This window comes from Pseudomonas sp. TWI929, assembly GCF_039673335.1.
In the GTDB taxonomy this organism is placed as follows: domain Bacteria; phylum Pseudomonadota; class Gammaproteobacteria; order Pseudomonadales; family Pseudomonadaceae; genus Aquipseudomonas.
The window spans coordinates 1-13,453 of the sequence record NZ_JBDJLK010000014.1 but is presented as its reverse complement, the minus strand read 5'-3'; the positions used below and the strand labels follow the sequence as shown (position 1 = coordinate 13,453).

At 61.2% G+C, this 13,453-nt stretch carries 9 protein-coding genes and 1 pseudogene; 6 read left to right on the top strand and 4 right to left on the bottom strand.

All coding sequences use genetic code 11. The features are described from left to right. Positions 1-258: 258 nt before the first annotated feature. The 6 genes from ABE456_RS08805 (at position 259) to ABE456_RS08780 (ending at position 6,658) form a co-directional block, all read left to right on the top strand. Positions 259-1,170, top strand: a complete 912-nt coding sequence (locus ABE456_RS08805; protein WP_346643541.1) for a LysR family transcriptional regulator — start codon at positions 259-261, stop codon at positions 1,168-1,170. A 98-nt stretch (positions 1,171-1,268) separates the two neighbouring features. Then, on the top strand, positions 1,269-2,198 hold the full coding sequence (locus ABE456_RS08800) for a hydroxymethylglutaryl-CoA lyase (RefSeq protein ID WP_346643540.1): 930 nt from the start codon (positions 1,269-1,271) through the stop codon (positions 2,196-2,198). A gap of 24 nt (positions 2,199-2,222) precedes the next feature. Then, positions 2,223-3,413, top strand: a complete 1,191-nt coding sequence (locus tag ABE456_RS08795; RefSeq protein WP_346643539.1) for a CaiB/BaiF CoA-transferase family protein — start codon at positions 2,223-2,225, stop codon at positions 3,411-3,413. Positions 3,414-3,425: 12 nt separating this feature from the next. Continuing rightward, on the top strand, positions 3,426-3,950 hold the full coding sequence (locus ABE456_RS08790) for a gamma carbonic anhydrase family protein (protein ID WP_346643538.1): 525 nt from the start codon (positions 3,426-3,428) through the stop codon (positions 3,948-3,950). 67 nt (positions 3,951-4,017) lie between these two features. Then, entirely contained in the window at positions 4,018-5,334 is a 1,317-nt protein-coding gene (locus tag ABE456_RS08785) for an MFS transporter (protein WP_346643537.1), read from the top strand. Positions 5,335-5,377: 43 nt separating this feature from the next. Beyond that, positions 5,378-6,658 (top strand): OprD family porin, encoded by a 1,281-nt coding sequence (locus tag ABE456_RS08780; RefSeq protein ID WP_346643536.1) that lies wholly within the window; start codon positions 5,378-5,380, stop codon positions 6,656-6,658. 652 nt (positions 6,659-7,310) lie between these two features. Here the strand turns inward: ABE456_RS08780 and ABE456_RS08775 are convergent. The 4 genes and pseudogenes from ABE456_RS08775 to tssI all read right to left on the bottom strand — a co-directional run. Continuing rightward, a pseudogene (locus ABE456_RS08775) lies at positions 7,311-8,448 on the bottom strand (hypothetical protein). Then, on the bottom strand, positions 8,448-11,126 hold the full coding sequence (locus ABE456_RS08770; RefSeq protein WP_346643535.1) for a T6SS effector BTH_I2691 family protein: 2,679 nt from the start codon (positions 11,124-11,126) through the stop codon (positions 8,448-8,450). Before ABE456_RS08770 ends, ABE456_RS08775 begins: the two are co-directional and overlap by 1 nt. 11 nt (positions 11,127-11,137) lie before the next feature. Further along, positions 11,138-12,016, bottom strand: coding sequence for a DUF4123 domain-containing protein (locus ABE456_RS08765; protein ID WP_346643534.1), 879 nt, complete (start codon positions 12,014-12,016; stop codon positions 11,138-11,140). Further along, positions 12,016-13,453, bottom strand: a 1,438-nt coding sequence (gene tssI, locus ABE456_RS08760) for a type VI secretion system tip protein TssI/VgrG (RefSeq protein WP_346643533.1), incomplete at its 5' end; no start/stop codon positions are given. The genes tssI and ABE456_RS08765, both read right to left, overlap by 1 nt.

Here is a 13,453-nt window from a genome sequence, read left to right as displayed (position 1 = left end):
GGAGATCGGCAATAGGCGTGCCAAACCGTGAAGATACCGCTGCAGGCCACGTGGGATAAGGGATCCAGTTTCTGCGAGGGGAAAATTGTCGACCATTGACGGTGGGCCCTGTTCCCCCAGATTTGGGGGATTGGGGTAGGCACCCTCAACCCAATCATGCGCGACGGCGCAGCCCAAAGGGCTGGGTGATCTCCCACAGGCCATTGATGTTTTTGCTACATTGCGTCGGCCTTTCCATCCCAGCAGCCGAGCCACGCAATGCAGCCCCTCGACCACCTGTCCCTGAACCTGTTCATCGTTGTTTGTGAAGAGGGCACTATCGCCCGCGCTGGCGAGCGTGCGTTCATGGCGCCGTCGGCGGTCAGCAAGCGTATCTCCGACATTGAGACACGCTTCGGCACCGCTTTGCTCAAACGCAGCAAGCGTGGCGTGGAACCCACCCCGGCAGGGCTGGCCCTGCTGCGCCATGCCCGGGAAATGACCCGGGCCATGGAGCGCCTGGACAGTGAACTGAGCGAGTACGCCGAAGGTGCGCGCGGCCATGTGCGGGTGCTGGCCAATGTGTCGTCGATCATGGAGTTCCTGCCCGAAGAGCTGTCGGCGTTCATGCTGCAGCACCCGCTGATCCAGGCCGATATCGAAGAGCGTTTCAGCCCCGATGTGGTACGCGGTGTGGCCGAGGGCAGCGCAGACCTGGGCATCTGCCGCAAATCCATGGCGGTGGGTGATCTGGAGTTCGTGCCATACCGCCAGGACCACCTGGCCGTAGTGGTCAGCGCCGACCACCCCCTGGCCGGGCGCAGCCAGGTTGCCTTTGAAGAGACACTGGCCTATGAACACCTGGGCCTGTCGGCCTTTGCCACCCTCAACACCTTCATGCGCAAGAGTGCTGAAAAGGCCGGCCGAGAGCTGCGATTTCGCTCGTACGTATCGTCGTTCGATGCGGCGTACCGCCTGGTGCAGTTCGGCCTGGGCCTGGCGGTGTTCCCCCAGGAAGCCGTGGCCCGCTATGCGGCGTTGTTCGACCTGCGGGTGATTCCGCTGACCGACGATTGGGCATTGGGCGAGTTCGTCATCTGCATGCGTGACCGGCACAGTTTGTCGCTGTCGGCGCGGCGCCTGCTCGACCACCTGCTGCTGCGTGCACCGGCCTGGCAGGCAGCGGGCTGATCCATCGTGGCTGACGATGGATCAGCCCGTGAAACACGTCTTTTCTGCCCGCCATCCAGCTCTTAGTCTGGCGCAACGCTTGAGACAGAGAGACCGTGATGACAACAATAACAATCAACGAAGTCGGCATGCGCGATGGCCTGCAGAGCCTGCAGGCGATCATGCCGACAGCCGCCAAACGCCGCTGGATCGACGCGGCCTACGCCGCCGGCGTGCGCCACATGGAGGTCGCCTCGTTCGTGCCGGCGCGCTTGTTGCCGCAAATGGCCGATGCCCGCGAAGTAGTGGCCCATGCCCTTGCATACCCGGGCCTGCAAGTGACCGTGCTGGCCCCCAACCTGCGCGGGGCCAGGGACGCGCTGGAGTCCGGTGTTCATCGCATCGTCGCCCCGGTATCGGTCAGCATGGCGCACAGCCTGGCCAACGTGCGCCGCACGCCCATGGAGATGGTCGAGGAACTGGGGCGCATGTGCCAACTGCGTACTGAAATGGGCCTGCATGAGGTACAGGTCATGGCTGGCATGTCGGTCGCTTTTGGCTGCACCCGCCAGGGTGATGTGCCGCTGGCCGACCTCTGTGCGCTGACTCGCCAGGTAATCGAGGCCGGTTGCGATCTGGTCTCGCTGGGCGATACCACCGGCTACGCCAACCCGGGCCAGGTGGCAACGGTGCTCCAGGCCGTGCGGGCGATTGCCGGTGAGCGGCTCAAGGCCGCGCATTTCCATGACACCCGTGGCCTCGCCCTGGCCAACAGCCTGGTTGCCGTGCAGCAGGGCATCGGCGAGCTGGATGCCTCGCTGGCCGGCCTGGGTGGCTGCCCGTTCGCCCCTGGCGCTTCTGGCAACACGGTCACCGAGGATCTGGTGTTCATGCTGCAGAGCATGGGCTACGACACCGGCATCGGCCTGCCTGCACTGATTGCGTCGCGGCAAGTGCTGAGCGACGCGCTGCCGGGCGAGGCCCTTTACGGCTGTATCGCCCGCGCCGGCTTGCCGTTGAATTTTCCGCAGGCCGCCCAGCACGCCTGACTTGCCTGAACAAGGAGTATCACGATGTCCAGACTTCCCTTGGACGGCATCCGTGTCGTCGAGATTTCGCACATGGTCATGGGCCCGACTTGCGGCATGATCCTCGGTGACCTTGGCGCCGAAGTGATCAAGATCGAGCCCGTGCGCGGCGACGGCACCCGCCGGCTGCTGGGTGCCGGGGCAGGCTTCTTCCGCACCTTCAACCGCAACAAGCAATGCATTGCCGTGGATGTCGAAACGCCCGAAGGCCGCGAGGCCGTGCTGCAGCTGATCGATACCGCCGACGTGTTCATCGAGAACTTCAAGCCCGGGCGGATGCACAAGCTGGGCCTGGGCTATGCCGCGTTGCGCCAGCGCAACCCAAGGCTGATCTATGCCTCGCACAAAGGCTTCCTCAGCGGGCCCTACGACAACCGCCTGGCGCTGGACGAGGTGGTGCAGATGATGGCCGGCTTGGCCTACATGACCGGGCCGGTGGGCCGCCCGCTGCGCGCCGGCAGTTCGGTGAACGACATCATGGGTGGCATGTTCGGTGCCATTGGCGTGCTGGCCGCGCTCAACGAGCGCCACACCACCGGCAACGGCCGCGAGGTGCAAAGCGCCCTGTACGAGAACTGCGTGCTGCTGGCTGCCCAGCACATGCAGCAGTACGTGGTCACCGGTGAGGCGGCGGCACCCATGCCAAACCGTATCAGTGCCTGGGCCATCTATGACGTGTTCACCTTCGCCGGTGGCGAGCAGATGTTCGTCGCCGCCACCGGTGAGGGGCAGTGGCATGCGTTGTGCCAGCTACTGGGGCAGACTGCCTTGCTCGATGACCCGACGCTGGCCAGCAACAACGACCGCGTGTTGCAACGGCCACGGCTGCTGGCGCACCTGGCTGAAGTGTTCGCAGCGCTGGACGCCGGCCAACTGGCGCTGCAGCTGGAGGCCAACGGCATTCCCTTTGCACCGATCCGCCGCCCGGAAGAGCTGTTCGACGACCCGCACCTGCAGCAAAGCGGTGGCATGGCCGACCTGCAACTGGAAGACGGCAGCCACACGCCGATGCCTTTGCTGCCGTTGTCACTGGACGGCCAGCGCCTGCAGCCACGCCGGGCGATAGCGCGGATTGGCGAGCATACCCGCCAGGTGATGCGTGAACTGGGCTACAGCGACGCGCACATTGCCCAGCTGTGCGCGGCCGGTGTGCTGAAAACCGACGACGATGCCTGAGGAGGGGTTGATATGGCGATTTACCAGTACGGCAGCCTTGCGCCCAGTGTGCACCCGGAAACCTTTGTTGCCGAGGATGCCAGCGTAATTGGCGACGTTACCCTCGAACAGGGCGTCAGCGTATGGCCGCAGGCTGTGTTGCGCGGGGACAACGAACCGATCCGCATTGGCCAGCACAGCAACGTGCAGGAAGGCGCGGTACTGCATGCCGACCCAGGTTTTGCCCTGACCGTGGGGCAGGGCGTGACCATCGGCCACCAAGCGATGCTGCACGGCTGCAGCGTCGGCGATGGCGCGCTGATCGGCATCCAGGCAGTGGTGCTCAATGGCGCGGTCATCGGCAAAAACTGTCTGGTCGGTGCTGGCGCCATCGTCACCGAGGGCAAGGTGTTCCCCGATAACTCGCTGATCCTCGGTGCGCCTGCCAAAGTCGTGCGCGAGCTGACGCCAGAAGCCATCGCCGGCATGCAACGCAACGCTGCCGAGTACGTTTGCAAAGGCCAGGCCTTCAAGGAAAAGCTGGTCCGTATCCGCTGAAAACCCTGCAAGCGGCGCCCGCCGAGGCGTCGCTGCTCTCCAATAATTACAAGAATGGAGATCCACCATGGTTGCCATGACCGGCGAACTGGCGCGTGAGCGCAACGACAGCCACATCAACGAACTGCTGCTATACCGCCGTGTGGCCTGGCGCATCATGCCGCTGGCCATCATCTGCTTCCTGTTCTCGTACTTCGACCGCATCAACATCAGTTTCGCCAAAGCCCAGATGCAGCAGGAACTGGGCCTGAGCGATGCCGCCTATGGCCTGGCCGCGAGCATGTTCTTCGTCGGCTACGTGCTGTTTGAAGTACCCAGCAGCCTAGGCCTTAAGCGCTACGGGGCACCGGCGTGGATTTGCCGGATCATGGTGTCGTGGGGCCTGGCCACGGCTGCGCTGGTGTTTGCCTACACCCAGTACACCCTGTACTTCCTGCGCTTTCTGATTGGCGTGATGGAGGCCGGCTTCGGCCCGGCGATCCTGTTTTACCTGGCGTGCTGGTTCCCGCGCAAGCACCTGGCGAAGATGAATGGCCTGTGGTTTCTGGCCGTGCCGCTGGCCGGTGCGGTGGGTGGCCCGGCGGCGGGCTTCTTGCTGGGGACCATGGACGGCGTGCTGGGCCTGGCCGGCTGGCACTGGTTGTTCCTGATGTCCGGGCTGCCGTGCGTGGTGCTGGGCCTGTTGGTGCTATGGAAACTGGACCGCGATATCGAAGCAGCGAAATGGCTGAGCCGTGAAGAGAAGGACCTGCTTGCACAGAACCTGGCCCAAGACAAACGCACCGAAAAGCCCATGCTTGGCTCGATCTGGCGGGTGTTGCTGACCCGCGAAGTGGCGATCATGGCGTTCATCTACTACGTGGTGAAAACCGCGTCCTATGGCCTGAATTTCTGGATGCCGCACCTGATCAAGTCCTCGGGGGTGCAGGACATGCTGTGGGTTGGCGTACTGTCGGCATTGCCTTATGCGGTGGCCTGCATCGGTATGGTGTTGCTGACTCGCCGCTCCGACCGCACCGGCGAGCGCAAGCGCTACCTGGTGTACTGCCTGCTCGCGGCGGCCTTGGGTTACCTGCTGGCGTGCCTGTACTCCGACTCGTCGGTGGCGATGATGGCCGCGCTGGTACTGGCCACCGCTGGCACCTTCATCGCCATCCCGATCTTCTGGACCATTCCGCAGTCGACCTTCTCAGGGTTGGCGATTGCCACTGGCACCGCTGCGATCAACTCGGTCGGGCAGCTGAGCGGTATTGTCGCACCGGTGATGGTCGGAAAGATCAATGACGTAACTGGCAGCACTTACATGGGCATGCTGTCCATCGCCCCGCTGATCCTGATCGCCTGCCTGGTGGTAATGCGCTACGTGCGCAACCCCAGAAGCTGATTGGCGCTGAGTCTTCGAACAACAACAAGAACAAGGCACACCCATGATCATTCTTTCCCGGCGAGCATCGCTGATGCTCGCGGCGCTTTGCTGCGCCTGCCAAACGGCACAGGCCGGCTTCATCGAAGACGGCAAAGGCAGCCTGGAACTGCGCAATTTCTATTTCGACCGCGACTTTCATGGCGACAGCGCCACGCAATCCCGGCGTGGTGAATGGGCCCAGGGCTTCATGCTGCGCCTGCAGTCCGGTTATACCGAGGGCGCGGTCGGCTTCGGCCTGGATGCAGCTGGCATGCTCGGGCTCAAGCTGGATTCGTCACCCGACCGCAGCGGTACCGGCCTGTTGCCCCGTGGTAGCGACAAACGTGCTGCGGATGACTACGCCAAGGCTGTCGCAACCTTCAAGGCGAAGCTGTCGCAGACCGAGTTGAAGGTCGGCGGCTTGAGCCCGCAGCTGCCATTGCTGGCGTCCAACAACAGCCGCTTGTTCCCCCAGTGGTACAACGGTGCGCAACTGGTCAGCAAAGACCTCGACCATTTTGTGTTCACGCTGCTGCAGGTGGATGCCACCAAATTGCGTGATTCAACCGACTTCGAGGACCTGACCGCCATGGCGCAGCAAGGCGCTTATCCGGCGACGGTTACCAGCGACCGGTTGAATTACGCAGGTGTCGATTATCAGCCACTGGCCAACCTGACCTTGAGCCTGCATACCAGTGAGCTCAAGGATCTGTTCCGTCGGGATTTTGCCGGGTTCAAGTTCAAGAACGCTTTGGGGCCAGGGGAGGTGTTCACCGAGTGGCGCTGGTTCAACGCCCGCGAGCAGGGTCGGGCGTTACTGGGCGAGGTCGACAACCAGGCGCTCAGTACCAACTTTGGTTACAACATCAAGGGCCATACGTTCAGCGGTGGCTACCAGAAAGTGCGTGGCGACACGGCATATGCCTATGTGGGCGGCACTGATACCTACCTGTTCAGTGAACAGCAAGTCAGCACCTTCGCCCTGGCCAACGAACGGGCGTGGATGCTGCGCTATGACTACAACTTCGCAGCCATGGGTATCCCTGGGCTCACCTTCAATGTGCGATATGTGAAGGGCGACCAGGTGGACCCGCAGCGCATCGCCAGTGCCAAGGGCAGGGCGTTGGCGGCGCGGGATGGGGAAGGGCGGGAGTGGGAGCGGACCACGGACATCACCTATGTGGTGCAGTCAGGCCCACTCAGGAATGTGTCTCTGCGCTGGCGCAATGCGAGCATGCGTTCGAATTTTGCCGATGCGGCGGATGAGAACCGGGTGATTGTGGGGTATACGTTTGAGCTCTGAAAACTGACGCGCCCTCGCTGTAGGAGATCACCCAGCCCTTTGGGCTGCCCTGTCGCGCAGAGAACTGTTACTGGCAAGCGCTCCGCGTACCCTGTGGGAGCGGGTTTACCCGCGAAGAATTTAACGCGGTGCATGGCACCGGCTGCGCCGGTGTTCGCGGGTAAACCAGCTCCCAAAGAGTCCCTTCTAAATCAATGAGTTATGTGCCGTTCTATGAGGGCGGCCTTGTGTCGCGATGGGCTGCGCAGCAGCCCCAGATTTCAAGGTGTCGTTAAAGGCGAACACCGGGCCACGAGTATGAGCCGTCTCGCTCACGGGGCGAAAATGGACATCTTTCTCCAGGTCACCCTCGTAAAGATCTTGACTTGCGCGCCTCTCAGCAGGCGTCAACCCTGCTTCGTTTGCTTTTCGCCTGGACTCTGATTCGATTGCCGTCTGCCACAACCCCCATTCGATCAAGTACATCACAAGACCTCACGAATATCGTCTTCGTTGTACATGACACCACGCATCGCCAGATTGTCCCGATCCGCCACGTCACTGCGACACCAGTGGTCCAACACCGTCGTGCCCCATTCGCGAATTCCATACCGATCACGCATTGTCCGGTCTGTCCATGGGCACGATCCATCTTCAAGGACAATGTGATGCATCAATCAATCTCCTTGGGTTTTCTGGACGTACGTGGCTTGCGCGGCTTTTTCGCCGGGCTTTTGCCGGGCTTGAGCTGCCAGCGGTCGGCATTGGCGAGCAGGCGTTCCTGGATTGCTGGTGGGTAGTCGCTGAGGGTGGTCACGGGGGGCACGGGCTTGCCGGGCATGCCGGCCTCGCGGATTACCTTTGGCCAGCGAGGTCGCCAGCACAGCATCAGGCTGAGCCAATGCCCGGTGCCGACGATGACAAAGGCGGGCCAGACCATCAACAGGGCGACCTTTGACAGCCAGCTGCTTTTGCGGAAGAAACGGCCAAGGCCTTCGAACTGGGCGCTGAACGCCTGGATGGGCGAGGGGAGCTGAGTACTCAGGCGGGGGCGGGGGACGGCATGCGGCCCTTCTTCCATGTAACGGCGGATGAATTCCCACTCGTCACGCAGCTCGCTGCCGCCTTGGCCTTGCTTGCCGACCAAGGCCATTTCCATGTGCGGCAGGCCGGTGAGGCTGGGGTGCCAGACAAGGCCGAGTCGCATGCCGGCGCTTAGGGAATCATCTTCTGGATAGATCCCCGTGCTGCCAGTTGTTCTCCAGGGAAAGGTTACGATACCGCCGCAACTGTCAGGCCGATGCAAGTGGACCTGTTGAGTTTTTCGGTTGAAGCGAATAAGTAGATGACGAGTGGTCAATACTTCCAATCGAGTGAATTTTATGCCGTATTTTAAATAAAAATATAATGCGGATCCCGAGGCAAAAGCCACGGCAATCGTAAGCAATGCGGCTAAAAAGGAGCTTGATTCAGGCTGGGTTATGTCAAACCAGATAGAGCCAGCAGTCATGAATATCCCGAAAGCTACCCCAGGGAGGACGCCACCTAATGTAGCGAGGGTAATAAGTCCCCGTTTTTCCTCTGCCCCCCCCGCAGCGCAAATCCATGAATACTTCATTTAAATTATAAACAGGTCCGCGTGCGCGAGGGTTATCACTGACCTGGCTAAAATGTATATTTTCATCCAGGTCGCCTTCATAAAAATTTCTATTGGCACGTTTTTCTGCAGGTGTCATACCTGCTTCATACGCTCTACGTTGAGCTTTCGACTCGGTTGCCATCTGCCAGAGTCCCCACTCGATCAAATACATTATATGACCTCGCTGAAAGCCGCGTGCAGTTTACTTAACTCTTCGTACTCCTCGTAGTGATTGGATTTTTTTCCTAATTGGAAGCAGCTACGTTTACACCATTTTTCCAGCGCGTCATCCTCAAAGATGTAAATTATTATAGTGATGACGAGTCCTACCCAGAATGCCCCCAATATTAGGCGAGTGAGTAATAGACGAGCGGCTTGCGTTCCAAGCTTGCTTGCCAATGCTGCCATGGATTTGGCCAGCATTTTCACAATTTTGTTTTGGGTGTTGCGTGAGAGTGAGTCAAAGAAAGGCTTTGCGGTTGCAATGGCCGATCCCGCTTCGGCTAATGATAATGTAATAGTCGCCAGAGCCCGCGATGAATAGGCTAGTGCTAGTATTCTTGATTTTTTTGTACTGTGTCCAGCAGCGCTATTTTGGGCATACCTATAATGTTCTGCCGCATCGACGAAGTCCCACCATGACAAGACCAGCCCCCCAGTACCCGCGAGACTAGCCCCCCAAAGCTTCAACCTCCCCAGTACCGCTGCTGCCCCTCGCCCCGTAACGCTTTTCGCCCCATATCGCGTTACCACTTGATCCACATAACTGGCGCCAATCTCAAACCCCGCCGCAGCCGTGGTCATCGCCGCCGCCATGAGTTCGGTCTTAACCCGTGCATCACTGTCGGGCAGCTCTCGCGCCTTGAAGGCCATCAACATACCTTCGAGCAGGCATACCAGGCCGGCAGCGCGCACCTTATAGAAGTCACTCTTCTTGCTGTCGGCCTGCATCAGCCCTTCAGCCCAGGCCTGGTCCAGGTACCGTGAAACCTGGCCGGCGCTGCGTTGAGGGTCTAATGGTTGTCCGTTGCGAGCCGCTTCACCCAGGCGAAAATCGACAGCCGGTTCATGCACCGAAGCAAACAGTGTCAGGCGCAAGCCATGGTGCAGGGCGCGGTCCACGCTGTTGGGAGCTCCAGTGCGCAGCACTTGCCGGCCCAGCGCGACGTACCAGGCATACAAGCCGATGCTGGCCGTGCTGCTTCTGTTCTGCAATTCTTCGTACAGCGCGTTGATTCGCCCGAAGGCACCGGCCGCGATATGCGCTTGCCGGGCCAGTGACTCGCGTAGCACGAACGATGATTCTGAAGGTGGTTCAGCTTTCGCTGCTTCCCGCAATGCTGCAAGCTCCTCACGAATATCGTCCTGGTTGTACGTGATGCCACGCATTGCCAGGTTGTCCCGATCCGCCACGTCACTGCGCCACCAGTGGTCCAGCACCGTCGCGCCCCATTCGCTAAGCTCCATGCCTATCACGCACTGGCCGGTTTGCTCGGCAAAGGCCAGGCCATTGATCAGGTCGGCATTGTCGTAGCGGTCCAGCGCCTGCAAAAGACGCTCACTGATCACCCAGCTGGCATGATCCTTGGCCCGCTCCTCGGCGGCGTGCTGGGCCTGCTGCATCGCCTGCTCGAAACCTTCCAGCTGATCGTGCATGGCCTGGCGGTCGATCAGATGGCCGTATTTCTGCTCAAACTTCTTGCTGAACTCGCCAGCCTCCTGGCGAGCCTGGACCTTGGCGCGCACATCGCTCTCGAACTTGGCGAGGTGCGGTTTCATCTGCTCGTCATGCGCGTCAGCCTGCTGCCTGGCCCGTTCGGAAAAAGTGTAGATTTCCGCGTGGACGAACGGTTGATGGCGAACGTTCTCAGCCATGACCGCCTGTTTGACGATCCGGTCGGCCACCATCTGCGGATAGAGCTTCTCGATCTCCAGAAACGATTGCGCGACCAGTAGCCGGCGTTCGTTGTCCACGCCCGGCTCCACCTCGCGCTGTAGCCACTGGGTTTTCACTTCGTCGACCGCAGCATTGCGCCAGGCATTGAGTTCCTGGGTAATGCCGATGGCGTCCTCGATGACGATGGCTGCACCACGCGGCTTGGTTTGATTCGCCAGCGGCGCCAGGGCTTGGCGTGACGCGTGTGGTGAGACGATCTGGTCGTTGTTGAACGGCTGCAGGTCCAGCAGCGCTTGCAGGTCTGCGTCGCCCTGGGCCTTGAAGTCGGCAACCCAGCCCAGCTGATCGTGCTTGAGGACGTGGGGTTGCGGTGGCGCATCGGAGGGCTGGATGAAACGGGCGATATCGATGGCCGGCAGGCTGCTGCGGTACTCGTCGTCGAGCAGGCGGTAGTTGTCGAGCATACGCGGGGTCAGCGGGGAAGGGCTGAACAGCGGGCGCAGTTCCTGGATATCGTCGAGGTCGTAGAGGGTGATGGTCCAGCCAAAGCCGCGGATGATTTCGGCCATGTTGCTGGCACTGGGGGCCGGCGCCCAGGGCGCGTCGGCGCTGATGTACAACAGCGAGCCGTTGGGTGCTACGCGGTACTGGCTGTGCCATTGATAGGCGGGTTCGCTGTGGCGCTTGATCAGCAGGTAGAGAAAGCCCTCGCGCAGTGGGCGGATGGCGTAGCTGGAATTAGTCAGCTCGCCGACATCCTGGAACGGGCTGAGATAGCCCGGCAATTTGGGCAGGCGGGCGCGTTGTGCTGGGTTGCCACCGATGGCGGCATAGCGCAGGGGCAGCAGTTCGAAGCGGCGGGTGCAGTCGGCGACGGGGCTGCTGCGCAGGGCGGGGCGGTAGCCCTCAGTGATGTGCCTGCACAGATCGAGGGTTTTGCTGAGAGAGTCCATGTTTGTGTACCTCAGTCCTTAGTGCGCAGGAATCGCTGCACGTTGTCCATCAGGGATGTGTGCTGCTCGCGTGTGGCGGCAATCGCGTTCTGCCAGGCTGTTGAGTTGCTGAGATGCTCGCCGTCGCGAACCTGCATGAGCACATAGCTGATGAGGTCTTTCTCACGGTCCAGGCCCTGTTCGCGCGCTTCATCCAGATAGTGCTGGATCAGGCCGACCCGAGTGCCGTGGCAAACAGCCGCCAGCGCCGGGCAGGACTGCCCGTCATTGAGCAATTCGGCAAGCTGGTAGCTCAGCGGGTCACCTGCCAGATCGGCCCAACAGTCTTCGTTCAATGTGATGGGCGGAATGTGTGTGGCTGTAGGCTGATCCCCACCGGAAATCTGCTGCCACAACCGTTTGTTCGGGTGCGTCACCGGTGACCACCAGTGATGAATAGGGGCCAGCCACTCGCTTATCCCTGGCAGTTCGCGGTGCCTGTCGAGCACTTGCAAAGCTGCAGCGGTTTGAAAGCGCAAGAGGTACGAATGGCCGTCAGGGCCCGTGACGATATTGGCATGGCTCAAATGCCGGGCGAGTTGCACCGGTGGTAGCGCGCTGACGACCCAGCCACATACCGCACCCGCTGCAAGCTGCTCGAGTTGCCATTGAAAATCGTACTGGGCCGACACATCGGAACCGGGCCGCGATCCGAACAGCCAGGGGCCTGCCGTTCGCAGGTTGCTGAACTGGGCTTGTTGCAACAGCGGCCAGCAGCGGTCCGCATAGTGCCGAGTCAGTTCATCCTGTGCCTTGGGGGACAGATTGGCCATTTCCACGATGGCGCTCAGGCGATACCGGTCGGATGCCCGCAGCACCTCGACCATTGCTCTGACAAATGGGCTGGGCATCAGCTTGCTCCCTGCATGCGAATCACGCTGTGGCCTTGCTCGATCGCTTTCAGCAAACAGCTGAGGCAAACGGGCTCGCCAGGTTCGGGTACGCCAGAGGTCGATGTCGTGCGCTGGCTACCGGTTGTCTGCTGGCTGAGCGGCCCCTTGAAGGCCAGCGCCAGGCCGTCCAGCGTGATGCCGGCGCCATCGATGCGCAGCAAGCCGGCCGGGCTCCTGATTGTCAGGCTTTCGCTGACCTGGATGTCGTAGACTTTTGTGGTGTGCCGGATGGCTTCACCTGTCTGCAAGGTACTGTGACCGGCCACGACTTGCTCCAGGTGCCCACCGATTTCTACCGTGTGGTTGGCCTTGGTGGTGTCCTGGCGATGGTTGCCGACCTGTTCGATGCGGTCCTGGCCGGTGATGATGGTATGGGTCCGGCCAATGGTCAGGCTGTCGTCATTGCCGATTTCCTGTACACGGTTCTGCCCGACGCTGACAGACTCATCCCGGGCAACATCTTCCCGTCGATCCTGGCCAATCGAAACAGTCTCGTCTCTTTCGACACGTTCGCTGCGGTCGTTACCGACTTGCGTGGTTTCGTCATGCTTGATGACATTGTTCTGGTCTTTTTCTGCGTGGATGAAGACTTCCTGCCTGCCCAGCTCGTCCTCGAAACGCAGCTCGTTGAAACCATCGCCCTTGTGGGTCTGGCTCTTGATGGTCATGCGCGTCTTGTGTTCGGGCAGGTCGTAAGGCGGTAGCTGATCGCCGCAGTAGGTGCGCCCGGTGATCATCGGCTGGTCGGGGTCGGCGTTGACGTACTGGATGATCACGTCCTGGCCAATCCGTGGAATCGCCATCGAGCCCCAGCTGCCGCCGGCCCAGCCTTGCGACACCCGTACCCAGCAGGAGCTGAATTCGTTGTTGTTGCTTTCCCGGTCCCAAGGGAAGCTGACCTTAACCCGGCCCCACTCGTCGCAATAGATCTCCTCGCCGGGCGGGCCGACCACGGTGGCCATGTGCGGGCCGTCGATGCGCGGTTTGGCCAACGGTGCCGGGCGCCATTCACCTCTGCCGGGCACCAGTACGGCTTCCTGTTTGTAGCGCGTGCCTTGCTCGGCGCCGGTGGCCTCTTCCTGCAGGCTGGTGAACTGGATGCCTTCGTGGTGCACGCTGATCGTGCGCCAGTGCACGTTGAGGTCTTCACGCGGGTGCTCGACAAGGGTGAAACTCAGCCCTGGTTGCAGGCGCACATCGTCGCCCTCGACCTCGGCAATGCGCGCATCGTGGCGCAGGGCCGTGAGGCGGGTGGCGGTGAACGGGACACCGACCGCATCCCGCTTGTAGCGCCCGGGGTAGTCGAAGCGCTCATAGTTCTGCGACTGGTGGGTGATGTTGCCGTCAGTCGCGCGGTGTTCCTGGCGGTATTGCGGGTTGGTGAAGGTGTAGTCC

What these genes read in the sequence shown, in the direction of transcription:
- ABE456_RS08780 (WP_346643536.1), top strand. Translation starts at nt 5,378, where the DNA reads ATGATCATTCTTTCCCGGCGAGCATCGCTGATGCTCGCGGCGCTTTGC.
- ABE456_RS08790 (WP_346643538.1), top strand. Translation starts at nt 3,426, where the DNA reads ATGGCGATTTACCAGTACGGCAGCCTTGCGCCCAGTGTGCACCCGGAA.
- ABE456_RS08785 (WP_346643537.1), top strand. Translation starts at nt 4,018, where the DNA reads ATGGTTGCCATGACCGGCGAACTGGCGCGTGAGCGCAACGACAGCCAC.
- ABE456_RS08800 (WP_346643540.1), top strand. Translation starts at nt 1,269, where the DNA reads ATGACAACAATAACAATCAACGAAGTCGGCATGCGCGATGGCCTGCAG.
- ABE456_RS08795 (WP_346643539.1), top strand. Translation starts at nt 2,223, where the DNA reads ATGTCCAGACTTCCCTTGGACGGCATCCGTGTCGTCGAGATTTCGCAC.
- ABE456_RS08805 (WP_346643541.1), top strand. Translation starts at nt 259, where the DNA reads ATGCAGCCCCTCGACCACCTGTCCCTGAACCTGTTCATCGTTGTTTGT.
- ABE456_RS08770 (WP_346643535.1), bottom strand. Translation starts at nt 11,126, where the DNA reads ATGGACTCTCTCAGCAAAACCCTCGATCTGTGCAGGCACATCACTGAG.
- ABE456_RS08765 (WP_346643534.1), bottom strand. Translation starts at nt 12,016, where the DNA reads ATGCCCAGCCCATTTGTCAGAGCAATGGTCGAGGTGCTGCGGGCATCC.